The sequence below is a fragment of the Xenorhabdus szentirmaii DSM 16338 genome (genome assembly GCF_002632585.1).
GTDB classification, from domain to species: domain Bacteria; phylum Pseudomonadota; class Gammaproteobacteria; order Enterobacterales; family Enterobacteriaceae; genus Xenorhabdus; species Xenorhabdus szentirmaii.
The window spans coordinates 1,586,196-1,611,320 of the sequence record NZ_NIBV01000001.1 but is presented as its reverse complement, the minus strand read 5'-3'; the positions used below and the strand labels follow the sequence as shown (position 1 = coordinate 1,611,320).

The window sequence follows — 25,125 nt, the reverse complement described above, 5'->3', positions numbered from 1 at the left end:
TTATTTATTCCTCATCAACAGCACTGAAAAGCGAATCCAATTCGTCAATAAACGCCACGGGAGGCAAATAGGAGTAAACACCATGACCGGGGTTATCTTTATCTATGCCCCGCAAGAACAGGTATATCACACCACCAAAATGCTGCTGATAATCGTAATGGGCCAATCGATGACGTAAATAACGATGCAGGGCCAATGAATAAAGCTGGTACTGTAAATCGTAACGATGCTCTATCATGGCCTTCGCCATCGCTTCCTGCGTATATGACTGGCTACTTTCGCCCAACCAGTTTGATTTATAATCCACCACGTAAAATTTATCCTGCCAGCAAAAAACCAGATCAATAAACCCTTTCAACATTCCCTTAACCTGACGAAAAATTAACGGAGCGCATTGTGCCGACAACGGATCATAACGACGGCTCACTGCATCCAGCTCTTTTGCATGCAACAACTTATCGACAGGCAGATAAAACTGCATTTCGCTTTGTTGCTGATGACGGGGAATATGCACAAGTTTCAACCCTTGTTCATTCAGCTCTGCATTCAGGATATCATCTATCCACTGTTCCAATACCGGCGCCCAATGCTCATCAAAACCTGATGCCACCAGCTTCTCCACCAACCATGTTTGTTCAGGGGGATGGGCAAAATCCATATTCTCCAGAATACTGTGCAAAAACGTCCCCGCCGACGCTCCACGAGGAAAAGCATGAGGAGTCATTTGCAGCATTTGCTCCCCCTCTTTCTCACCTCGCGCATCAATATCCATCTTGGGGGAAATGGATTGCACGATAGCATCCACGGATTCGCCGAATGCTCTGGCATGGTTATCAAAGGTAGCGTGGGCACTGAGGGCAGATGCTGAATGTTGTAAACCTGAATAACTTGTTACCCTCCAGTCATCCCGAATAGCACGTCTGAACTTTCTGGCTTCCAGTGATGCCAGATTTTCACGCTGTGAATCCCAGGGAGCATCTGCAATCTCTTCTGTGAACCTGAACTCTATATTCTCATCACTCATTTCTCTGAGGCAGTCCACCAACAACGCCGCATTACCTTGCTCGCCTTTTTGCAATAAATAGCCAAGTGCGGACAAATGTAGATCCGTATCTCCCTCTTTACTCTTGTTTCCTTTGATAAGGGGTGCAATACCGATGCTACAGTGATAAATCGATCTCGTTAACGCAACATAGAGCAAACGTAAATCTTCCGCCAGACGCTCTTCATCCGCCAGTTTCAAAGCCGCTTTCTGCTTTTCGACATCATGGGAAATATTGAGATGAGTATCAAAATGCTGACGATCATGGTAAATCGCCTGTTTTTGCTGCTTATAATTGCAAATGAAAGGCAGGAAAACCAATGGGTATTCCAATCCCTTGGATTTATGGATGGTACAAATTTTCACCAGACTGCGATCGCTCTCCAATCGCATTTGCTGACTTTCTGACTGAGAGTTAGGACGGGAAATTTGTTGCGCCAGCCAACGGGTCACCGCATGTTCGCTATCCAGTTGTTGTGAAGCTTCCTGCAATAACTCACCGATATGCATAATATCAGTCAGACGCCGTTCTCCATCATTCCCGGCCAGCAAGTTCTCTGCTATCTGATATTTCACCATGACTGCCCGTAACATCGGCAGCACACCCCGGGTACGCCATAAACGAGCATAACCATCAAACTCATCAACAAGGCGATCCCATGCTCTTTCATCACGATTCAGTTGATCGATTTGCTGCGCACTCATGCCAAATAAACTACTGGCAAGCGCACTCCTTAACTCTCGCGCTTTCTCCGGTGCCAATACCGCCTGTAATAACCACAGCAGATCTTTCGCTTCTGGCGTATCAAACACACTTTCTCGGTTAGAAAGAAACACAGAAGGGATTTTCAGTGCATTCAGTTCATCACGGATCACAGATGCTTCCTGCCGGTCACGAACCAAAACCGTAATATCCGCCGCCATCACTGGCCGATGCTTTCCTGCCTGATGCAGGAGTGCTTTTCCTTCTTGCCCTGCCTGTAGCCAGTCCCGAATTTGTGCAGCACACTGCTGGGCCATGCTCTGTTCATATTCTCTTTTGGAAACTCCCTCCCCAGATTGTAACCAAAATCGCAAAGCAGCCTGCTCTTCGTTATGCAACGTAAATTTCAACGCCTGATTTTTCTCTGCGGCATTAACCTGAATAAACGGGATCTGTTCAAACAAAAATGGCAATTCTGTCCGGGAAAACAGCTTATTGACGGAATAAACCATCGGTACAGACGAGCGCCAGTTAGTTTCCAGTGTGTAATGGGCACGGACATTGGAACGCGCACGAATATAAGTAAAAATATCCGCACCACGGAATGCATAGATGGCTTGTTTAGGATCACCGATAAACAGCAGGCCATTTTCTGCCGATGTATTCTCTGGTGGCGGATTTTTCGGTAAACCATCTTCTGCCTGATGTGGCTGATAACGGTATATAGCCTGAAAAATACGGTATTGCTGTGGATCAGTGTCCTGAAATTCATCAATCATCGCGACGGGATAACGCTGCCGTATCGCCTCCGCAAGCTGCTCTCCCCCAGCTCGCTGTAAGGCACTGTCCAAACGGGTCAACAGATCATCAAATCCTATATAACCACGCATCAGTTTCTCTTGGTAAACTGATTGCCGGACTTCCGCTATCGCCTTAGGAATAATGATATCTTTCACTGTCAGCGGATGCCGGTATAACGCCTCAATCGCATCAAACAATGAATGCCGTGGAGCATCACCTTTTTTGGTCTTTTCCAACAAGGTGGATTGACAAAATTTATCCAAATCTTTGGGAAGCTGGTAGTCCTGAGTCGGTGACAGCGCCCATTCAGAAACTTTATTTAACCAGTTCGGTAAATGCCTGCTGCTGTAACTACGCTTATCAACACCGGAGTTAGTGATAAGCTCAAGGAGATCAAAAGCCGCCTCATTCCATTGGCGCTTTATCAAATCAATCTGTTCAATGATTTTTTTGTGGCGGCTCAACAACGTTTCATCACTATCGGCAGCGCTGACAATGTACGGCATATCTCCTTGCAAATAACCCGAAATGTCTTTCAGCAACGCTTCCGGACCACTCCATATCCGGCTTACCTCCGTCGCTATTTCCAACGGCAGGGGGTAACAGTGGCGACGCCAGAAATCGGCACAACCTTGTTTATGCAACTGGCTTTCATCATGAATTAATGTTTGTTCAAACAAAACACCCGATTCAAACGCATTGTGCGCCAGCATTCTTTGGCAAAACCCATGAATAGTGTAAATTGCCGCTTCATCCATCTGACGTTCAGCAAGCAATAACCAATCAGCAGCACTCTTTCTGTCCGGAATTTCATCCAGCAATTGCTGATAAATGGGATCACTGACGCTGACATCTTCCCGTATGCAAGCCAGGCGAAGCCGGTGGATGTTTTCACGAATACGCCCACGTAATTCATCTGTCGCCGCTTTGGTAAAAGTCACAACTAAAATATCTTCAACACTCAAAGGCCGGAAAAAGGCGGCAGAGCCGCCCAGTCCCAGTAATAAACGAAGATAAAGCAAACCTATTGTGTAAGTTTTTCCTGTCCCTGCTGAAGCCTCAATCAGCCGCTGGCCATACAATGGCAGCGTTAACGGATTGAGTTGATGAGACTGCACACGATGGCCCACCATTTCATGGGCCAGTTTTTCTTTGCTCACTGAGCATTCACCTTGACTGGTAATTGTTTTTGAAAATCTGACACAAAGTTATACGTTTTCCAGCCAGTCAGCTCTGCATATTGGTGGGCTGCGCCTTTTTTCCCGGTGATTTGAGAAATCAGCGCTAGCCCCTGGCGCTTCATCACGGCTTTGTCATAAAAATCAATCAATTGATCTCGAGTGACTTTTTCCATCTCCGCAATCGTTTTCTCATGAGTATCAAATTTGAAATTATTACGCCCAAAGTCTGAGCCATAGCGAGAGACTTCTGAATAGAACATTTGTGGTGGTTGGCGCATTTCTGTCAGCAATGAATTTTTATACTGCTCAAATTCAGCTTCAGACATCGCTTTCAATTTTTTATCCGCTTGTTGATAGAAGCTTTGATAGCGTTGATGCAGATAATCAGGGGACTGGCTGTTACTCTGCAACAGGAAACTGATCCCCCAATGGTTACCGACATTCTGATTGAAAGCGAAAACAGCATAGCCAAGCTGTTCCGTTGTTCTCAATTGATCATAGAACCACGGGGACAAAATGCTACTCAACAAATTGGAATAAACTTGCCCTTTGATGCGGCTATACCCCGTTGGAATATAGAGTTCCGCCAATGCATTATCTGTACTGTTGGCCGTTCCCTGGACATCAACCGCATAATTATGATCAATGACGATATGCTCTCCCGTCCACCATACCGTTCCCTGATTGGCGAGCTGTTGATGGGCTGCCTGAACAATATCAATACTCTGTTGCTTCGTTAAGTTACCGAAAATCAGTGCCTGTAACGCCGAATGTCGGATCATTTTTTCGCGATATTTCACAATATCGTCAATAGTCACTGCTTCCAGCGCCTTCAGTTTCTCGTCCTGTTCAAAGTAAGGGAAACTCGAAAGACGTGAAACGGGCTGCATCGCCATTTGATAGGCTTTACTGTTGTTTGTAACCTCAATCTTTTCCCGATACCATGATTTCGCCTGATCCAATTCTTCCTGAGTCGGCGTAAAAGAAATATATTGATGAATCACAGAGGCTAATAATTCAGGCAAATATTGCGTATAGCCACTGACGCCGATTTTCAGGCCATCTGCATATCCTGTAGAAATCCCCATTCCACCGACAGAGGCTTGGTAACCCAATTGATCCAATGCAACATCAGACAAATAGGCCAGCAGTGTATCGGCCAATTGATCTTTAATTGTCTTCAGTCCGTCAGGATAGCGCATTTCTAACGTAATGCTGCCCTTGGGTTCATCGGCAAAATATTGGCTTGGCATATACAGCAGGCGAACATTCGGCTGCTCCAATATCATTTCAGGATGTTTCTGGCCGGCTGTTTTTTCAATCAGGGTCAGTTTATTCGGAATATAAGGATTCAGCTCAGGCAAGGAGAACGACGTTTCCTGCTCGAGCTGTTTCCACGTGGCTATCTGCTTACCGGTAATCTTATTGACTTGATACGGAGCCTGAACAAAGTAAGCTTCTTTGTTATGTGGCTCCGTTGGGCTGACAAACCAGATGCGGGCATTTTCCGGTGTTAATTCATCCAGACGGGCAGCGATGGCTTTGGGATCGAAATCACTCGCAATATAATCCGCATCCAGCACATTGGAAATCGGTAATTGCAGCAGAGAATCTGACAGCGCTTCAATGTAATTCATGTCCCGCACAATTGACGCATATTCAAATGACAAATTGAATACTCTGGTCATTTCATCAAAGTAATTCTTTTGGATGCCTTTTTGCTTTAATAAATTGATGTAAGAAAAAATGGCGGCAATAACCTGATCACGATGTGCCAGCCCTTTGTCCGTTAATCCGACATAAATGTTGAATGTTCCCGAATTACCATCGGTTTTCGGGTTGGTGGACGCGCTGATCACTTCTATCAGCCCCTGTTTCTGCAACCAGTCAGACAAAGTATTCTGGCTGCGGTTACCAATCAGGTAGCTGATATACGCATCTGTTTTACTGCGAAATTCTGCACTATTGTCAGGTATGCTGAATTCCAGCCGCAACGACTTATGGGGCTGGGCAGGAACATAATGAATAATTGTGCCTTTTTCTTTATCCGTTATTGCAGGAACCGTAATGGGGCTCACCGTAGCATGGTGATTTGGAATGCGCCCAAATGTTTCTGCTGCAATCTGTGCCAATTTGTTAATCGGCTGGTCACCATACAGAACACCTTTCATCAGATTAGCGGAGTAATAGCGATGATAAAAATCAACAAGTGCTGTTTGTAATTTGCTGTCAGGCTTATCTTTCAGTGTATCCAGGTTTCCACCCGAAAAACGGGCATTAGGGTGAGCGGGATTGATAGTCTCAGCCCGGATCTGCCACATACGATGGCCTTCACCAGCACGGGCAATGGTCATTTCATTATCAACGGCATTGCGTTCACGGTCAGCATTAACAGGGTCCAGCAGCGGTTCTGCAAGTGCATCTGCAAGGCGATCAACAGCCCCGATTAAGGCATTGTTTTCAACTTCCAAATAGAAAGCTGTGCGGTTAGCGCTTGTACTGGCATTGCGATTGCCCCCATTTTTTTGCAGGAACTCCGCAAATTCACCCGGCTGAGGATAACGTTTAGACCCCATTAACACCATATGTTCTAAATAATGGGCTAATCCCAATTGGTTATCTGGGTTTTCCATATGACCAACAGGGAGGGCAATGGCAGCCAATGATTTTACCGCCTTTTTATCAGACACCAGCATAACCGTCATACCATTGTTGAGCTGAATAGCCTGATATTGGCGAGGATCACGCTGACTCTTGTGAATGGTATCCGGCAATACACTCCATAGAGACTGTGCATACGTTGTGACACCAAAAAACAGCAGAAAAAGCATCGTCATGATGCGGATAATATATTTAGGCATAACCTAATAATTCTCCCTATATTTAATAATCAACTACTTGAATAACGAGCCATCGGCAATAAATAGCTCTGAATTTCGCATTTCATGCGTTCTAACAACAATTGATCAACTTGCCGGAAAACTCTCTGCACATAATGATCGCTGCCTTCACCTTTTCTGTCGTGTGTTCCCAGCCATTGTTCTATCAATTTATTTTCCGCTCTCTGTTGAGCCTCATCATTTAAATTGATCTCCTGCTTTTTCTTATCAAAACAGGCTTCCAGCCATGCCCAACCACTTCGGCAGAATAGGGGAAGAGGCTCTGACATGCCTTTAAAATAGCCTCTGACCATCTGATTCAGAATCTCTTTTGCTTCATCCTTGTTCAACGGTAAAAAACGCCATTCTTTGCCTTTCCTTCCCTCTTTTTCCCCTTTACCGTACATACGGCTTTCATTCGTTCTACCAGAAAGACAATAGGCAAGATGTTCAATCCATAGTTGGATACCATCATTGGCCGTTAAGTTCGCAGGGCGCCAACGTAAAATTCCATCGTTTTGAACTTGATTGATTCTTCCGGTCAATACAACAGTGCCCAGATTTTCATACAGGTCAACAGAGAACGAATCCATTTTTTCCCCATTCACTTTGTCTGCCAATAGCTGCATCGATTCCAATTGATTCATCCAATAAACCTCACCAAACGCACCATATGGCAACCCTCCCGATGCCTTGAGATGGGCAAATAAAGCATCTGGAGGGCCTTGCTCCAGCAAAATGCTCAAAAGTAACTGGTTAAATTGATAACGTTGCAAGTTATCCAAAACAAAAGGCTCTTCTTCCGGTAATTCCATTTCCTCAATGACAAAATGAACCTTTAAACGTTGCTGAAAAAACGCCCGGACAGGATGACGGTAAAAGCGAATCAGTTCATCCAAAGAGATTTCTTTCACCTCACTGCAATCAAATTCAATAGGATGACAAAAATCCCCGTTTGAAATGCCTTGCTGAGTTGCCGCAGGTAACCATTCCGATGCATAACTTTGCCGATAATGGTTGGGCAGGAAATTTTCCGTCGCAAAAGGAACTCGTGCATGCTGTGATAGCAAATAGTTTCTGACGTTCCTTGAACTGTCATCGACATTCAGTATTTCGTCACCTGACAGACAAAAACTCTGGCAAACGTAATCCAGTAACTCATTAATCAACACTGATGGGTTACATTCAGTATCATCCCGAATAGATTTACCAATATAACTGATATAAAGATATTGCTCCGCCGATACCAATGCTTCCAGAAAAAGGTAACGGTCATCATCACGCCGTTTTCTATCCCCTCTTTGTGTTTTTTCTACCATCAGGTCAAACCCAAGCGGCTGAATTGTCCTGGGATAAACCCCGTCATTCATTCCCAGCAGGCAGACAACCTTAAAAGGAATAGAACGCATAGGCATCAGGGTACAGAAATTCAGCGATCCGGCGAGAAAACGCTGGCTTATCTTTTCATCATCAAAACGAAATGCCAGTTCATCACGTAGCAGCACCAAAGGAACGCTTTCGCCGTAATGCGCATTCAAACCACTTTCAATCAATTTTTGCCATTGCTGAGTAATCAGTGCCAGCACTAATTCTGTTTCTTCATCCACTTCAAAGAAAGTATCCAGCAGTTGCGGGCACACGGTTAACCACTCCGCCAATTTCCGATCTTCACCCAAAATCTTACGCCAGTGGTTCAGCTCCATCAGAAATTCAGCCAGTTGCCCAGCCAATTCAGCAGCAAGGCCACTGGATTCATCATAAGGCAGGACTGCATTCCATGGCCCGGCGTGGCTATCCATCGCATACCCCAACAGCATGCGTGTTAAACCAAAACGCCAGGTATTCTGCCCTGTGACAGGTAAAGACAAGGCTTCTATATTGTCATCATCCAATCCCCAGCAGATGCCCGATTCTTTTACCCAGCGCCGCAGCAAGCGCAGCCCTTCTTCCTGAATGGAAAATTTACCGGCTAGAGCCGGAACTTCCAGTAATGCCAGTACCTGTTCTGCCGTAAACCGGCTCTGCGGTAAATCCAGCAAATTAATAAATGCCTGCAAGACGGGGTGTGCCTGACTGGCTTTCCGGTCAGAAATGGCAAAAGGAATGTAACGTTCACTGGGTGCATTACCGAACACAGCCTGAATATAAGGGGCATAGCTGTCTATATCCGCCATCATCACAATAATATCCCTCGGTGTCAGCGAAGGGTTATCATCCAGCAAATGCAGGATTTGATCTTGCAGTACCTCCACTTCTCTCTGTGGGCTATGGCATGAATGGAAAGTCAATGAACGATCGATACAATCAAATGGGCGCTTTTTCAGGCTGTTTTTGAATGTATTCTCTGTTGCACCAATCTGGGCGTAATCTTCAAGATCAAGAATATCCCGTTGAACTTGATGCAAGATGCAATCAGGTTCTAATTCAACAAAGGCATGAATATCAGAATCCGGTTCCAATTGTGATAATAGGTAAAGATTATCCCTCCCCAGCTTTCCCCAAGAGGCCAACAAAGGATTATTTAAGTTCTGTTCTCCCTCTTCATTAAAAAGTGAGGATGCATTTTCCGGATCTTTGAATCTCTCCAGCAACTGGCTGCTTTGATGATGTTTGGGTTTACGGCTGTTCAGCTTGGCGAGAAACGTATAACTCTGAATATCTCCCCAATAATATTGGCACGGGTTAGTGAACATGAGATGAATATCAATATGTTGCCCTAACGCCTTAAAAACTTGTAAATAGGCAGGGGGCAATGTCGATATGCCGCAAATAAAAACGCGTGAGGGTAAATTTCCCGGCGGAAAATCCCCTGATTCCAGCGTGCTAATAAACCGTTGATATAAATTGGCCCGGTGCCACAAAGGTTGCTGTAACCGACGGGTATATTCAGTCAGTTCAGACCATAACCTTTTTTGCCATAACTGATTGCTGCTCAAACCATCAATTAACTGACCATCTTCCCAACTTTCCAGCCATTGAGGGCGATAAACCAGATATTGGTCAAACAGGTCGGCGATCCGTCCCGCCAATTGGTGGATCTTGCGTTTATCACTATCCTGATCAAGATAATGCCTGAGTGACAAAAACTCAGGCTCTGCCAGTAAATTCGGCAGTAGAGTCATCAGCTTCCATTTCATGGCATCTTTGCTGAAAGCTCCGTCTTTGGGGACATCAGGCAATATTTGAGTAAACATCTGCCAAATAAACGTCGCGGGCAGCGGAAACTCCATATTTGCGGCAATACCCAGTTTTTCTGCTATCTGAATTTGCAGCCACTGCGACATGCCGGGGCTTTGAACAAGGATCACTTCTTTGCCAAAGGGATCAGGCAGGGGATTGTCCCGAATCAATATCGTCATCAATTCCTTAAGAATATCCAACTGATTTGAATGATAAACTCTAAACATCAATGCTCCCGCTAGAATAAAACAAACAAATTAACATATTGATATTAAATGACATTTGTAATTAACCTATCCAAATCCATACGAATTTCTATACAAATTAAATCATTGCTGGGGCTTTTTATCTTATATACTTTCCTAAGAGAACATCACTCTTATCAATCATTATATATGGTGAAATAACATCCAAGAACAACCCTCTCTATAAACTATCCGTTATTTTGTCACGCCTCCGTTTCAAACAACATCGTGATTTTTCACTACTGCGATTTGAAATATCGACAAGGGTTAATCAGTTTGCTGCAAACGTAATAAATGAAATGGTTCCCCTCTCCCCTGACAACAGTATATTAACAGGGGTGATTATCTTATTAAGAGGCCAGCATCATGAACAACATCGCGCTTATTGGTATTGATCTCGGTAAACATTCTTTTCATCTCCACTGTCAGGATAAATCGGGAAAAGCCCTGCTGCACAAAAAATTAACCCGAACTACATTGATGGAATTTATGGCTGAATGCGCTTCTGCAACCGTTGTCATGGAAGCCTGTGCCGGGGCGCATTTTATGACAAGACGGATTGCTGAATTGGGACATGAAACAAAATTAATTTCACCGCAGTTTGTCCGTCCCTTCGTGAAAAGTAACAAGAATGATTTTATTGATGCCGAAGCTATCTGTGAAGCGGCTTCAAGGCCTTCAATGCGGTTTGTCCAACCCTGAACGGAAGCTCAACAGGCCATACGGGCACTTCACCGGGTCAGAGGATCTCTGGTTCGGGATAAAGTGAAAACCACCAACCAAATGCACGCGTTCCTGCTGGAATTTGGCATCAGTATGCCGAAAGGAATTGCCATTATAAATGGCCTTTCCACCGTCCTGACCGAACACGCACCACCACCTTATCTGGCCCAATTATTATTGCGGTTACAGGCCCATTATCGCTATTTGGCTGAACAAATAACGGAGATTGAAACGGCGTTGATGCAGGAAGTCATGCAGGATGAAACGGGGCAACGACTCATGACAATTCGTGGTATTAGTCCCATGACGGCGAGTGCATTATCATCACAATTAGAGGATGGAAAGCAATATGCCCGCAGTCGGGACTTTGCTGCCTCGACGGGCTTGGTTTCCCCGACAATACAGTACCGGAGGCAAGACGGCCTTGTTGGGTATCAGCAAGCGGGGCGATAAAAAACTCCGGCAACTGTTAGTGCTCTGCACCCGTTCATTCATGCAATCGCTGGCATATCGGTCGGGGAGATTAGCAGAATGGGTTAAAAGGCGACGGGAACGAAAACATACCAATGTGGTGGTCTGTGCATTAGCCAATAAACTTGCCAGAATAGCCTGGGCAGTCACGACACGGCACACTGTATTCGAAGTTTAATTTTGGCTTATTGAAATTGAAGTTAACCATTATTACCCATCTGATTTTGCGAAGACTGATAATTGATGACACTATCGGCCTGATGAAAACCTGATTGGCAAAATGGCTCATTGAAGTCGGTTGGATTTTTAGGTGTATCAGGTGTGGAATTCATTGAGGCGCTGGCAATTTTGCCAACTTTGACGCCGGATAGATTTACGCAAACCCTAAATTCATCAAAATTAGTGTTGCAAAAACGGAGAAGACCATAGATTTATTTCGCCACCCGAAGGCGATCCTGACAGGCGATGGATCGTTAGTATAGTCAAATACTATATCGGTTGGGCTAAACGAGGTCAAATATTCACCTCCTCATAATACACTGAAAAACAAGATTTTATTTTCTTAATGAAAATAACTTTCTTCTGTATATACGTTTAACTAGCTTATAGGAAGTCTAGGCTATTGTTCTACTATAATCCCCCAGTTAATAACTGGGGAATGTTTCTCTTGCGACATTAATTGTTATATCAAAAATCTAAAAAGTCATCATTTTCAGTATAATCATTAAGTGCCATAACAAAGTCGTCCAACGTCGCAGATGGTTTCTGTGCAAGAACTGTATCAATTACATCAGCAAGTTGTTGTCCTGAATATAAATAATGTAATTTATTTTTAACAACTATTTGTGGGTATACTTCTTCGTCATTATCATCAACATCAGGAAAAGCTGCGATGTAATAATTACCATCTTTTTTCAATTTTTCATCATTAGCGCCATATAGGCAAAAACCATCATCCCTTGCGTCAATATTTTTCATATCAGTTATAATATCTGCTAAGTAGTATTTTTTATTCTTATTTAACATATTCACTCTAATTTTTAGATGTATAAATCGTATCTCTCTACAATTTATAAGGCAGGTGGATATAAAGACAAATCATAGTATGACTGTTTTTAACCCACCTTGACCTTACATTAATTTTCTTCGTTTTTAGTGAACTCAATAATATATTTCAAGAAATCACCAAATGAATCAGAAACCTTATATAGATTTCCACATTCATCTACTTCTTCGAAGTGATAACCTTGTAAATCATCTTCTACATGTAAATGTGTTCTATCCCAATAATATATTCCTTTATAATTTCCATTATTAACTAAAACATAAAAATTATCACCAGGATCAGAACCAATAATGAAGCTAGAGTCAATGAAAGAGATTTCGTCTAGATAATCATCGTTATTTCCAATAAGGTCAAAATTTTCATTAATAAAATCAAGTCCAAACAATGTATGAAACGATATATAACCATTATCTACCTTGTTATAAGGAAGATTACAGAACTCTGGATCTCTAATAATCAATCCATTATTTTTATTTAAAAAATCAATGTACTCTTTTGAAAAAGAAATTGAATACTTATTTTCAATTTCAACAATCTTTTCATTATTCAAACCATTACCATACACGATTGGCATAATTACTCCAATAATTACATTCAGCCTAATACCAGTAAAACCAGCCCAGTGAGATCAAGTTCAGAATACACAAACTGATTGCAGATTATGGGCAAGGATATTATGAAAAACAGCGGGAAGATTATTAAAACTTCCCGCCTAATAATTAATCTAAGAAATCATCTTCTTCAAGGTAATACACCACAGCTTCCAGCAATTCATCACGGGTTGCATTGGGGTGATGTTCGAGTTTGTTATCAATGATGGCTCTGAATGTTTGGTAGTCTAACCAAGTTTTATATTCATCTTCCATTTCTTCCATATCAAAGTCTTCATCCCTCGTTTCAGAAAGGTAATATGTTGCATCATTAATACAATTGATTTCATTCTTAAAGTCAGGATCAACGAAAAAGCCCATTGCATCTTCAAGCTCTTTATAAATTACTAATAGCCCATCAAACCCTTTAATAGTCTTCATAAATTACCTTCTTTTGTTAACGACAATCTGAGCCACCGCCCCATTTTTTCCTACCTCCAGAGCCGTCAGGGTGATAAATTTTGTGATAAGACTTATGGTCATTGTAATCAACTAAACTCAATTTGCCTGATTCATTTTCATGGTGCCACGTCATTCCTTTTGGTGCTCGAGTGCTATGATTTCCTTTTGAATTTGGCTTAACGTGATCTACAACTGCCGGATACTTCGTTTGCATTTCACGCTTAAATTCAGGATCTTTCTGTATACGCTCATGAACAGATTTATTACCTCGTTTGAAGTGTTGCCCATCGGATAATTCATATTCAGATGGATTCAGTGTATGTTCATGGAAGACATGATATTTTCCTAAATCTCGCTGACCTTCTCCTTTATATAATCCCAGTGGGTCAATCCACAACAATGGATTAGGTGCATAAGCGTATAAATTTATGCCACCATTCAACCCGATCGGATCTGGCGAAATAAACCGACCAATCTCCGGCGCATAATACCGATAAGTATTAAAGTGCAGCCCGGTCTCTTTGTCAAAATATTGCCCGGCATAACGCAGGTTCTGGTCAAAGTTTCGGGATGAGCGTTCCGTATCGGTAAAATACGCCATCGTGGTGCTGTTGACGGCACCAAAGGCATCATATTTTCCTGACCATGCGATTTTTCCGTTTTCGTCCGTGACTTCCAGTGGCGCACCGTTAATATCCGTGTGATACCAAAAGTAATTACGCACAGAACTTTTAGCAACGATACAGGCCAACGGCGTATAGCTCTCGTGGGATTCGTAACAATAGGTATGGGTTTTACCCGTATTGACGTTGCGCTCCTGCAATAATTTCAATCCATGCCAGACAAAATCCGTCTGATCCTGCTGAGGCGTCCCTGTCGGCCAGGTGGTCACTACCTTGCGGATACGTCGGCCCAGGGCATCGTAATGATAAATGGCTTTCATGCCGTTGCCTTCAGCAAACATCAGGCGATTATCACCATCATAACGGTAGATTTGTCGATTGCCGCTGCTTGTCCCACGGCTGATAACATTGCCATGAGCATCATGCTCATAACGCCATTGGTTCCACTGGCTCAACCTGTCCCCCTGTGGAGTCAGGTGCTTTTGCTGCTCAGCCTCTCTTTCCAGCATGGATTGCGGACGTTCAAGCAGGTTATCCGCTCGGTCGTACCACAGCATTTCTTCAAAGCTGTCCACGCTGGTGACTTTTTTCAGCCGGCTTTCCGAGTCATACAGATACTCCACCCAGCCCCGGTAATGGTCTTCCATCAGGGACAGATCATCCTGTTGGTCGTAATGCCACGCACGCCACGGTTTGCCCTGTCCAATAGCCGCTGATTTATCCCTGACGCTGTATTGGCTGATGCGACGCCCCAGCGGATCATATTTGCGGAACTGGAACAATTTACCTTGTGTCCGGCTGGTTTCGCGGTGCAAATTATCACGCTCAAATTCCGTAATCATCTGCTGATTATGCCGAATGGCACTGAGATGACCGGAACCATAGTAAAGCCAGCGCAGGGTATCGCCTTGTGGCAGGGTCAGTTCGGTCAGGTTATCCATTTCGTCGTAACTGAACTGGAGAATATCTTCACCACTCTGTTCCCGGAGCACCCGCCCCAGTGCATCGTAGGCAAAGCTAACCGTATTCGGCAATAACCCCAGTTGTTTTCCGGTGGCATTCGGTTCACGGGAGGCGGCCAGTAACCGATCCATGTTATCCCACTGGTACTGGTAATTGTCGGTGCCGGTTTCCCGTTTAATCAGGTTGCCCGCGGCATCGTAATGCAGGTAAACCACGCGGACAGGTTGCCGGAATACCCGATCCCCCATGCGTTTTTCAGCGCGCAACAAACCGGCAGCATTGTATTCGTATTGGATAAGGGTATCGTCAGGGCGGATTTCTTCAATCAAACGCCCTTCTGCATCACGGTTCAGCTGATAGCGTCCGCCATTGGCGTTTTCAATCTGTACCAGATAGCCTTCGGGATTGTAATGATAACGGATTTGGCGTTGCAAACGGTCAGTGGCACACACCACCTGTCCCAGAGCGTTGTATTCCCAGCCACGGGAAGCATTTTCATTGCGCTGGTGATGGGTAAGCTGACCGGCATTGTCCCACACCATTTGCTCTGTCGAGCCGTCCGGGTAAGTCACCATTGAGAGCTGTCCGTTATCGTCATAGTGATAACGGACGCTTTCCATCAGGGCATTGATAAAACGGCTCAACCGGTTTTCATCATCATAGCCCCATGTGCTTCTTTGCCCTGAACAGTCAGTATGGCTGATTAACTGCCCCTGACCATTCCACATAAAATGACTGTCACCGCCTTTGGCATCCGTGCGTTTATGAGGGCGCAGTGTCTTTAAGCTGTAGTAATAACGGGTCGTTTGTTTCAGTGGTGACGTTTCGCTGACCAGGCGCCCGAACTCATCATATTCCAGCGTCGTTTCTGTGCCATCCGGCCAGAAAATGAAAGCCAGCCTGTCCGTGTCATTCTGGTATTGCCACTGTGTCTGATTGCCGTTGCCATCGGTCATGCTCAGCAGCCGGCCTAATTTGTCCCATTCACCTGAACGGGTATGATCTTCGCCATCTTTGTATCCGCTCGGCAGACCAAACTCATCCCAAAAGAGATGGTGCTCTGTGCCATTACGGTCAGTACAATGAATGATTTGATGATCCTCGTTTAATCTCCAGACGGCACAAGAGCCATCATGCCAATGGGCGGTACGGGTCAGGTTTTCATCATCATAATCCAGTCGGTAGCCTGCGCCTTCGCTGGTTTTCTGGGAAATAACACGCCACAAACCTTCTTCGATGGATCCCCATGCATAATCACAACGCAGCCCGCGCGTGTCCTGATGCCACGCCATCATACCGTGTTCAGTCCAGCCGAATTGACGCTGGAGATGGTCATTGCGGTGGTTGACACCAGTCAGCCGGGCGTTTTCATCATAGTGATAGTGGCAAAGGCGAATGCGTTGACCGTTATACAACACCCGCCAGACGGTAGTAAGCCGGGAAACCATTTTGCCATTGATTTCCATGAGCTGATAATCACAGTGCAGATTCATTGCACCACAACCGGTGATATTGACCATCTGATGCCGATCGTTGTAATAGAATCGCTGTTCATTACCAACATTATCACGGATATGACTTAACCGGCCGATGCCTTCATTATCAAAAGCGGCATAGTGATAAACCAATTCGCCCGCATCCCTGATTTCCCATTCGCCGTCTTCCGTGTGTATCAGCCAGCTTTGTGCATCCGGACAGAAACAACGATGGCCTTCCGGCACATCTGGGAAAGGCACGATATCACCGGACAAATTGCGCCAGAGCATACCTTCTTCAACACAGATTAACTGGCTTTCCCAGAATAAATTCCAGCCCTGCCCCAGCACACTGTCATACTGATAGCTGCTCAGGTAACTGCGTTGCCAGTAAAGAGGGAATTCAGCCTCAAAAACAAAATCCAGTTCATCGTCATCATTCAGGAATTTTTGACCGGCAATGACTTCAACCGGATTCGTCAAAATGCCCACCACTGGCAAGGCCACGCCAAGCCAGCCAAACCGGCACGCAAATTTGCGGATTTTATCTGCCCCCGGCAATTTACTGAACAGCTTTTGCAAAGCACCGGGGCCTTTGGCGGCCGCCCCGCCAAAACTGAGCAACCCCGCCGCAAACATGGTTAAATCAGAGGCGGTATACGCCCACTTAGGAATTTCCGGCGTGATTTTTTCCGTTGTTTTTGTTCCCCCACCGATAATGACATTCGGGGAACCCGTCATCACGGCGGCATCGCAGGTGGTTTTATCGCCCACCCGCGATGCAGGAAGCCCGTTAATCAGTACGGAATCCGAACCTTGCGCCATCTGACGGATACCATTTTCCTTACTGCATGCCACCTGACTCCGTGTCGCAATGGCCGCCGCCTTGTTATTGATAAAGACATTGGGTGAACCTGTTGTAATGGTTCCGGTGGGGCTTTGCGACGATGCCCCCATTGAAACACCGGCATCACGCGCCTTATCCCCTAAAGTGCTTGCTGCCATTCCCACAGCAACGGCAGCACCAATCAACAACACGCCAACCCCGATACAAGAGGCCGCCACCCCGGCTGCAAAAAGAAAGCCGGCCGCAATTCCACCTGCGGCTGAAATCAAGGAGCCGATAAGGGTTCCACCAATTAATCCAGCCATTGCATTGGAATGGCCTATCGTATCCCCCAACCTTGCCGCTTCTGGCATAATGTTCTCTCCCTAGAACTGAAAACTTTTCAAACAATCATCCAGCCACTGTCGCTGTAAGTCAGTGAAAGTCTGTTGAGATGACAAAGTAAAAATCAGCACTTTTTTCTCATCCCGCAAAAATACTGCCTGACACTGGTAAACTTGTTGGCCTTTTTTGGGGCGGTAACGGGAAAGCAGCAAACTGCCTTGCAGCAAGTTGTCACCCAATGCGGCAGGGTGTTCTTCAAGCAGTTGCCAATCTTTCAGACCGTTTTTCAGCAACGTTTTCTGCCGGATAACATAATCGGCTAAATCTTCCCCTTCATTCAATTGGTCGCGGCTGATATTCAATGCAGGCAAATTGGGGGCGATAATAATATTGACGGTCTGTTCCTGATACCCTTCCGGTAGAGTAATGCTGCCTTCCGAGAACAGACAGCGTGGGCGTGTTTCCATATTTCCTTTGCCTTTTTAAAAATAAATTTATGTTTTAATAACATGATTAAAGGCAGGATATAACAGCCACATTTATGAACTCCAGACTGAATAAGAAGTCCACATGGAAATTGTGATTAACTTCTATTTATAAATAAAATCAGATTATTACCTAGTGTTAATTTAACTTAATGCTTCAAATTAAAACCACACTGACGCGCTACGCTTGTCTTCTCTGATTTATCTGGCTAATACATTAACCAGATAAATCAGAGATCTTGAAAGATATTCTACCCGCCAGAAAAACCCTTTTTATTTAACCTCTCCCCCTCTCTATTAAAGAATTAGGGTTAAAACTGTTCACCTCTAAATATTTACAATTAAATTCATAGTGTTAAAGGGTGATAACTTGAAATCCAACTCATCACCCCTCTTCACCCAACCCTTCACCTTTAAATCTGAAAAAGGTGAACAGGGGTGAACACTTTTGACTATTTTTTAGGAAATCTTTATTGGTGTGAAGAAAGTTATTCTTTTGGCAGACTATCCCTTGCCAATTAAGGCATCCATTCGATAGCCGTGTCGATATTCAGGTTCAGATTGCTGCGAATGCCCTGTTTACTTTTCTTACGCAGGTCATGCTGACTGTATTCACCCAGTGCGCCCGGCATATCCATACCAAATCGGGTTACGGAAACCGGTTTTTTCAGGTTGTTGCCTTTCATATAGGCAAGGTAAGCATGATAGAGGTATTGACGGGGATTGAACGGCACGATTTCCGCCTTGCCGATTAGCAGACCATCAGCTTCATGAGAAGCAACAAGATAGCCGCAAAAATCAACCAAAGGATCTGTCCCCCGTTTTATATCTAGCGCCTCGCCAGATTTTTGTTGCTCTGCCAATAAACGCCTTGCAGTATGTGGATCAGCAAACCGATGCAGCAGTTGCCGGATAATGATAGGCAGTTCTGCCGCGATTTTGTCCCGCAGAAGCGGATCACGTTCATTTTCCGGCACGACTTCGGAAAAGTTGAAAATCACCCGACGCCGTGATACCTCGCCACTGCGATCACTGAAACTCATGGCGTTATTGTTCACCGCCAGCACCACAGCCGGAATGCGGGTTGAATAGGGCTGTTTGTGCTTGGGGTCAATGGCGATTTCATCCCCGCCTGTGATGGCCTTGATGCCGGAACCGTCGCCCACATAGCGGGTCTGGTCGGGCAAAATAATCAACGAATACCCGACAATCAACGCACGTTCCCGTGGATTTTCCAGTGCAGCCATACTGGCGGAAACGGTATTGCCTTTCCCTGCCAGCATCGCGCAGATTTCAGCAAAAATGCTTTTGCCACTTCTTTTTTCCTGTTACCGAGTCCTTGAGCGCTCATCGTGGACGTTGTTTGATGACAGGCGGATTATTTAAAAAGCAAGATTAAATGAACAGCGTTAATTGTTTTTCCATTTGTAAGATTTATCGTTTTATAGAAAGTATCAGCTCTAATTGTATTTTGAATGAAAATCAGTCACTGTTGGCACTGCCAACACGGAGCAAAAACAATCATCCTTTTATGCCCTTTTGCCAAATTTTCCGATTAGGACATTTTCACCCCGTTCCAGTATCTCCATATAATCCGCATACCATTGCATCATTTCCCTGCATCCTTCCAGATGTTGGACGTGATTGTAAGTTCCCCGGATACTGTTTTTATCAACATGAGCAAGCTGAGTTTCAATCCAGGCCGTGTTATAGCCTTGTTCATGCAAGATAGTACTCATGGTATGGCGGAAGCCGTGGCCTGTTACGCGCCCTGCGTAGCCGATGTGCCTGATTAATGTATTTAATGTCATTGCACTCATTGATTGCACTTGATTAATTCTGCCCTGAAAAACGTATTTTCCTTGTCCTGTAATGGGTTTTATCTGTTCTAAAATATTAATCGCCTGTCTAGATAATGGGATAATATGAAGGCGGCGCATTTTTATTTTTTCGGCAGGTATCTCCCATTGAACTTTATCAAAATCAATTTCTGACCATTCAGCTTTACGCAATTCACCGGGGCGAACACCTATTATCATTTGTAAACGCATTCCCATCTTTACAATAAAACTACCTGTATATGCATTTAAAGCTTTATAGAATTCATGTATCTCATCAATATTTAAAAATGGGTAATGTGCTTTTTTATGTGCAGCAAAAGCAGAGACTAAATCAGGCGCGGGGTTATATTCAGCTCTCCCTGTAGCTATTGCATATCGCCACACTTCTCCACAGCGTTGGCGAATTTTTTGGAGTTTTACTGCCGCTCCCCGATCATTCAACTTTGATAAAACAGCCATCAATTCCATTGGCTTAATCTCAACAATCGGTCTGTTGCCTATGTAGGGAAAAACATCTTTTTCAAATGCTTCCATCATTTCTATTGCGTAGGAAGAGCTGCCCATCTGTCTTTTCGTTTTTCGTACCACTCACATGCTATATTTCTGAAGGTATTTTCTATCAGGTTTGCGACAGATATTTTTTCAGCTTTTCTGAATTCACTGGAATTGATTCCATTAGCAACTAACTTTCTGGTTTCATCACGTTTGGCTCTGGCTTCAGTGAGTGTGATTACCGGGTAAGTATCTAATGAGATCATTTTAGTTTTACCCGCAAATTGATAACGATATCGCCAGCCTTTGGAACCATTGGTATCAATAAAGACAGCCCATTGCCATCCGCCAATGTATAGGCTTTTTCCTTTGGTTTGGCTCGCTTGATTGCCAAATCTGTCAGTTTCATAAATCACCAATAATGTTGTATAGAAAAATCACAAAGGGAAACTCTATACAAAAAATTGTATAAATTTAGGAAGATGACAATGGACTTCAAAAGAACAAAGTAAAATCAACTAGTTGATTTTACTTTAATTAATTTATAGAGGTGGACTATAATGGATATTAGTTATATGCTTCCCGCTTGTACAAAACCAGCGTTCTAATTTACTTTGTTTATTATAATATACTGTCAATCTAACTGTTACCTGATAGCATCCTTGCGGACGAAATTCCCGCTGAAATTCCATTTTCCACCTTTGTCGTAGTCTCTGTTCCCTTTCTGTCGATTCCGAGCTTATACGCCCTTCATAATATTCATATTGTTCCAACTGCTCATGTGCGTATCGTATCGCCTTTAATTGCTCCCAATACTGCTGGAAATTTGCTGACAAGACCTGATGGTAGCGCATTAAACCCAGTAAAGAGATTGCAAATACGATAGAGGCCACCATCACTTCAGGCAAACTCATGCCCTTTTGGCGAAAAGAATTGGGGCTTGGAAAACCAGGGCGCAGAAAGTTATGGCATTTCCTCATAAACAGAATTCTCCCTGAGATACGGGGCAAAAATCCAACCAACCACTTTCAAGAGGAATCAACTTAATAGTGGTAATTGTATCTTCATTTACGTTTTTTACCTGTTTCATCCATTGATAAAGCTCAACCTTGTTCTCTAATATCACCTGAGCCTTTCCTTTCAACAAAAAAAGGTGGCCGCTGTAGTGTTTGAGGCAGCTTTGCAACCCGGATTCCATTGACTGCAAACAAAACCAATTGCCTGTTTCTTGAACGTTATTCTGCCATAACTGCTTTTTACCCCATTCTAATGAAGATTCTGCCCGCAAAAAGGCATTCAAATAATTTTGTTCATCCACCATCATCAGCATCGCATTTTCTTGTTGGTAATGGAGTGCCCGCAGCATCATTAAACTCAATGCCAATAACATTATGATCGATACCAGTAAAATATTTCCCCGCTGCTTACCTGTAACTTTTTCCTCCATACGTTTTCATTCCCTGAAATTACGCAGCCGAATTGTTGTTTGACGACGATATACGATGGAAGGTGATTTCAACCAATGAGCTTTAACAAACAATGTGACAAAAATAATCCCTTCTTTTGCTTTCATTTTTTCAAGATGAAAATCATCAATAACAATTTCTTTCGGATCAAATAACCTTTCCCATCCGTTTCCCTGACAATCTCCCGCTCCTCTTTTCCATTCAAGAGCACGATTATTTAAACGATAGCCAAAAAATTCCGATTCAATATGCTCAGAATTTTCCCATTTATTATTTAAATTAAGATCAAAAGCGATAATAAAACAGGAATTAATCCGCTCCATATTTTTATTTCTTATAGCCAATGGATTACCTTTGCACTGTATTTTATCCTGACAATATCCTGCTCTCCGAATATCTTTTTCCATTAAATGAACTGTTCTATTAACCAAATAATGCAGCCGGTATTTTCGATACAGATCCAGAGACTGGCCTGATAAAATCGGATAACTTCTTGTCATGGCAACAAAAATAACGCTGCTGATCAGCATGGCGACAACAACTTCCAATAAAGAAAACCCTGTCTGTTTTTGTTTAAAACAGAACTGCGTTAATTTCATGAAATTTTTATTCCCTCACATTTTTTATTCCCTCACAGCCGGGCAGCTGACTAATGGTATTGCTACATGTTCTTATTCTTCCGCGCCCCGAAACCACCACACTAATTTCACCCGCCGCATTTTCCAATATAAAACTGGCTGGCATTGCTGTATTTCTGACACCATAAAAATCAATGCGTTCTGTTGTCGATGACGATAAAAATACATCATGGTGGGGCGATGTGACACGTTCACTATTGCCATTATTTCCTCCATTGCTATTATTGCCATCATTGCTATTGCCATCACTACAATCAGATTGTCTGGTGTCAGAAGATATCAGACACCAGGACTGCCCCGCGACCAACCACAGTGTGCGTTCCTGATTCAGGTAATTCGCCAAAGCCTGTTGCCTTTCCATAAATGAAAGCACATTATTCACCGCAGATTGCAAACGCAAACGGTTCTGATATTGTCCCCAGTGATACCCTCCCCAAGATAAACTGACAGAAATAATGAGCATCACAATTAATAATTCCAATAGCGTAAACCCCAATGATGCTCTGTTATTGACGGCATGACATTTTGCCCGGATTACTGCCATAACATGTGCTGCCCTATCCATTCACCGTTTTATTTAATCCTTTTAACCCTTTTAATCCTGCGTATTTCAGATTCATTTTGGTTGACACAACTATCTATGATTCACAAAAAAATGAAAAGACACTGAATTATGTTATGCGAAGCGCTTTCAGAAAAAAATAATGGCAATGTGGCTGTTTCATTTTATTTGCGTAATGGCACACAAAAGTGGTGAATGATCATTTTTTTAGATTGATAATCATGGAGGATAAATATAAAAAAAGAGCAGGAAGAACCCGCTCTTTAACAATTAAATATATTTTCTGTCTTTCAAGTTGCCGCATGTCGAATAAGCGGCAACTTGAAATCCATCGGATATGGGCGTGTTTTTAAATCGCGACAGGTGCCTTGATGCCCGGATGTGGATCATAGCCCACAATCTCAAAGTCTTCGAATTGATAATCAAACAGAGAATCCGGCTTGCGCTTAATGACCAGTTCAGGTAACGCGCGTGGCTCTCTGCTCAGTTGAAGCTGGGTCTGTTCCAAATGGTTGCTGTACAGATGGGTATCGCCGCCTGTCCAAACAAAATCACCCACTTCCAGATCACACTGCTGAGCCAGCATGTGCACCAACAGAGCATAGCTTGCAATATTGAACGGTAACCCTAAAAACACATCACAAGAGCGCTGGTAAAGCTGGCAGGAAAGTTTGCCATCAGCGACGTAGAGCTGGAAGAAAGCATGGCATGGCGCCAATGCCATGTTATCTAATTCACCAACATTCCAAGCAGAAACAATAATCCGGCGTGAATCCGGATCACTTTTCAATTGGTTAACAACTTGAGATAACTGATCGATTTGGCGACCGTCCGCAGCGCCCCAGGCACGCCATTGTTTACCATATACAGGGCCTAAATCACCATTTTCATTCGCCCATTCATCCCAGATGGTAACTCCGTTATCACGCAGGTATTTGGTATTGGTATCACCATTCAAAAACCAAAGCAGTTCATGAATAATGGAACGGATATGGCAACGCTTGGTTGTTACCAGTGGAAAGCCTTCCTGCAAATTGAAACGCATCTGATGACCAAAGATCGAGAGTGTTCCCGTACCAGTTCGGTCATCTTTTGCCGTGCCTTCTTCCAGCACTTTTTTCATTAAATCCAGATACTGTTTCATTTTGCTTCTTGTACCTTATTGTTGTGAGGATTATCATCATCAGGGGTGTTGTTGCGAGGGCATTTATATGCCCATACCATCATAACAATCCCCGCTATGATCATTGGAATCGAAAGGATTTGCCCCATACTGATCCCTTCAAACAACCCTAATTGTGCGTCGGGTTGGCGGAAAAATTCGACTATTATGCGGAATGCACCATAGCCAATCAGGAATAACCCTGAAACACTCCCCATCGGGCGGGATTTACGGATAAATATGTTGAGGATAATAAACAAAACAATACCTTCGAGCACCATCTCATAAAGCTGTGATGGATGGCGGGGCAGGACTCCGTATTGCTCCAGAATCGGCCATAAAGACGGATCACTTGTTGCTATTGCGATATCTTCACTGCGGGAGCCCGGAAACAACATTGCCCAAGGTGTATCAAGTGTAACGCGGCCCCATAATTCTCCATTGATAAAGTTCCCGATCCGGCCCATGCCCAAACCGAAAGGCACTAACGGAGCAACAAAATCAGCAACCTGTAAGAAATGACGTTTAGTCCGGCGTGCAAACAACCACATGGCAAAGATAACGCCCATCAATCCGCCATGGAAGGACATGCCACCATCCCAGACTTTGAACAAATACAAGGGGTTCTCAAGGAACATTGGAAAATTGTAGAATAAGACATAACCAAGTCGTCCACCGACGAAAACCCCGACGAAACCTGCATACAGCAAATTCTCAACTTCATTTTTGTCCCAGTCACTGTTTGGTTTTGCCGCACGGCGATTTGCCAGCCACATGGCAAAAACAAAGCCAACCAGATACATAAATCCGTACCAGTGGAGGGATACAGGACCAATTGAAAAAATGACAGGATCAATTTTAGGAAATTCCAGATAGCTAGTGCTCATCGTTCCCCACTAAAAGT

General features: G+C 43.9%; 14 protein-coding genes and 3 pseudogenes. 1 reads left to right on the top strand and 16 read right to left on the bottom strand.

All coding sequences use genetic code 11. The features are described from left to right. Positions 1–4 precede the first annotated feature (4 nt). From recB to recC, 3 genes are read right to left on the bottom strand one after another with little or no spacing between them, the layout of a single operon-like run. Entirely contained in the window at positions 5–3,679 is a 3,675-nt protein-coding gene (recB, locus tag Xsze_RS07370) for an exodeoxyribonuclease V subunit beta (protein ID WP_176553701.1), read from the bottom strand. Positions 3,680–3,702: 23 nt separating this feature from the next. Next, a complete protein-coding gene (gene ptrA / locus Xsze_RS07365; protein ID WP_038236425.1) occupies positions 3,703–6,588 on the bottom strand; it encodes a pitrilysin in 2,886 nt (961 codons plus the stop codon). 29 nt (positions 6,589–6,617) lie between these two features. Then, positions 6,618–10,013, bottom strand: a complete 3,396-nt coding sequence (gene recC, locus Xsze_RS07360; RefSeq protein ID WP_038236427.1) for an exodeoxyribonuclease V subunit gamma — start codon at positions 10,011–10,013, stop codon at positions 6,618–6,620. 384 nt (positions 10,014–10,397) lie between these two features. On the opposite strand from recC, the pseudogene Xsze_RS07355 reads away from it, so the two are divergent. After that, positions 10,398–11,403 (top strand): annotated as a pseudogene (locus tag Xsze_RS07355) (IS110 family RNA-guided transposase). A gap of 509 nt (positions 11,404–11,912) precedes the next feature. On the opposite strand, the gene Xsze_RS07350 reads toward Xsze_RS07355, so the two are convergent. From Xsze_RS07350 to lgt, 13 genes and pseudogenes are all read right to left on the bottom strand, one after another. Next, complete coding sequence (locus tag Xsze_RS07350) at positions 11,913–12,251, bottom strand: DUF7716 domain-containing protein (protein ID WP_038236430.1); 339 nt, start codon at positions 12,249–12,251, stop codon at positions 11,913–11,915. Between the two features lie 110 nt (positions 12,252–12,361). After that, positions 12,362–12,865: an SMI1/KNR4 family protein gene (locus tag Xsze_RS07345; RefSeq protein WP_038236432.1), complete on the bottom strand. Its 504-nt coding sequence runs from the start codon at positions 12,863–12,865 to the stop codon at positions 12,362–12,364. Positions 12,866–13,010: 145 nt separating this feature from the next. After that, positions 13,011–13,322, bottom strand: coding sequence for a DUF7716 domain-containing protein (locus Xsze_RS07340; RefSeq protein ID WP_038236434.1), 312 nt, complete (start codon positions 13,320–13,322; stop codon positions 13,011–13,013). A gap of 16 nt (positions 13,323–13,338) precedes the next feature. After that, positions 13,339–17,604, bottom strand: a complete 4,266-nt coding sequence (locus tag Xsze_RS07335) for an RHS repeat-associated core domain-containing protein (RefSeq protein ID WP_038236436.1) — start codon at positions 17,602–17,604, stop codon at positions 13,339–13,341. A 12-nt stretch (positions 17,605–17,616) separates the two neighbouring features. Next, positions 17,617–18,042, bottom strand: coding sequence for a DcrB-related protein (locus Xsze_RS07330; protein ID WP_038236438.1), 426 nt, complete (start codon positions 18,040–18,042; stop codon positions 17,617–17,619). Between the two features lie 536 nt (positions 18,043–18,578). Next, positions 18,579–19,376, bottom strand: a pseudogene (locus Xsze_RS07325) (DNA primase family protein); the annotation flags it as partial. A gap of 213 nt (positions 19,377–19,589) precedes the next feature. Continuing rightward, positions 19,590–20,802: pseudogene (locus Xsze_RS07320) on the bottom strand (tyrosine-type recombinase/integrase). Between the two features lie 133 nt (positions 20,803–20,935). Further along, positions 20,936–21,373, bottom strand: a complete 438-nt coding sequence (locus tag Xsze_RS07315) for a prepilin-type N-terminal cleavage/methylation domain-containing protein (RefSeq protein ID WP_051462345.1) — start codon at positions 21,371–21,373, stop codon at positions 20,936–20,938. Next, on the bottom strand, positions 21,370–21,840 hold the full coding sequence (locus Xsze_RS07310) for a YgdB family protein (protein ID WP_038236440.1): 471 nt from the start codon (positions 21,838–21,840) through the stop codon (positions 21,370–21,372). The genes Xsze_RS07315 and Xsze_RS07310 overlap by 4 nt, the downstream gene beginning before the upstream one ends. Before the next feature lie 6 nt (positions 21,841–21,846). Continuing rightward, positions 21,847–22,458 carry a prepilin peptidase-dependent protein gene (locus tag Xsze_RS07305; RefSeq protein WP_038236443.1) on the bottom strand — a complete coding sequence of 204 codons (612 nt, stop codon included), beginning with the start codon at positions 22,456–22,458 and terminating at the stop codon, positions 21,847–21,849. 7 nt (positions 22,459–22,465) lie between these two features. Next, positions 22,466–23,041, bottom strand: coding sequence for a prepilin peptidase-dependent protein (locus Xsze_RS07300; protein WP_051462356.1), 576 nt, complete (start codon positions 23,039–23,041; stop codon positions 22,466–22,468). A 367-nt stretch (positions 23,042–23,408) separates the two neighbouring features. After that, a complete protein-coding gene (gene thyA, locus Xsze_RS07295; protein ID WP_038236445.1) occupies positions 23,409–24,203 on the bottom strand; it encodes a thymidylate synthase in 795 nt (264 codons plus the stop codon). Next, positions 24,200–25,108 (bottom strand): prolipoprotein diacylglyceryl transferase, encoded by a 909-nt coding sequence (gene lgt / locus Xsze_RS07290; protein WP_038236448.1) that lies wholly within the window; start codon positions 25,106–25,108, stop codon positions 24,200–24,202. Before lgt ends, thyA begins: the two co-directional genes overlap by 4 nt. Positions 25,109–25,125: the final 17 nt, after the last annotated feature.

What these genes read in the sequence shown, in the direction of transcription:
- recB (WP_176553701.1), bottom strand. Translation starts at nt 3,679, where the DNA reads ATGGTGGGCCATCGTGTGCAGTCTCATCAACTCAATCCGTTAACGCTG.
- ptrA (WP_038236425.1), bottom strand. Translation starts at nt 6,588, where the DNA reads ATGCCTAAATATATTATCCGCATCATGACGATGCTTTTTCTGCTGTTT.
- recC (WP_038236427.1), bottom strand. Translation starts at nt 10,013, where the DNA reads ATGTTTAGAGTTTATCATTCAAATCAGTTGGATATTCTTAAGGAATTG.
- Xsze_RS07350 (WP_038236430.1), bottom strand. Translation starts at nt 12,251, where the DNA reads ATGTTAAATAAGAATAAAAAATACTACTTAGCAGATATTATAACTGAT.
- Xsze_RS07345 (WP_038236432.1), bottom strand. Translation starts at nt 12,865, where the DNA reads ATGCCAATCGTGTATGGTAATGGTTTGAATAATGAAAAGATTGTTGAA.
- Xsze_RS07340 (WP_038236434.1), bottom strand. Translation starts at nt 13,322, where the DNA reads ATGAAGACTATTAAAGGGTTTGATGGGCTATTAGTAATTTATAAAGAG.
- Xsze_RS07335 (WP_038236436.1), bottom strand. Translation starts at nt 17,604, where the DNA reads ATGCCAGAAGCGGCAAGGTTGGGGGATACGATAGGCCATTCCAATGCA.
- Xsze_RS07330 (WP_038236438.1), bottom strand. Translation starts at nt 18,042, where the DNA reads ATGGAAACACGCCCACGCTGTCTGTTCTCGGAAGGCAGCATTACTCTA.
- Xsze_RS07315 (WP_051462345.1), bottom strand. Translation starts at nt 21,373, where the DNA reads ATGAGGAAATGCCATAACTTTCTGCGCCCTGGTTTTCCAAGCCCCAAT.
- Xsze_RS07310 (WP_038236440.1), bottom strand. Translation starts at nt 21,840, where the DNA reads ATGGAGGAAAAAGTTACAGGTAAGCAGCGGGGAAATATTTTACTGGTA.
- Xsze_RS07305 (WP_038236443.1), bottom strand. Translation starts at nt 22,458, where the DNA reads ATGAAATTAACGCAGTTCTGTTTTAAACAAAAACAGACAGGGTTTTCT.
- Xsze_RS07300 (WP_051462356.1), bottom strand. Translation starts at nt 23,041, where the DNA reads ATGGCAGTAATCCGGGCAAAATGTCATGCCGTCAATAACAGAGCATCA.
- thyA (WP_038236445.1), bottom strand. Translation starts at nt 24,203, where the DNA reads ATGAAACAGTATCTGGATTTAATGAAAAAAGTGCTGGAAGAAGGCACG.
- lgt (WP_038236448.1), bottom strand. Translation starts at nt 25,108, where the DNA reads ATGAGCACTAGCTATCTGGAATTTCCTAAAATTGATCCTGTCATTTTT.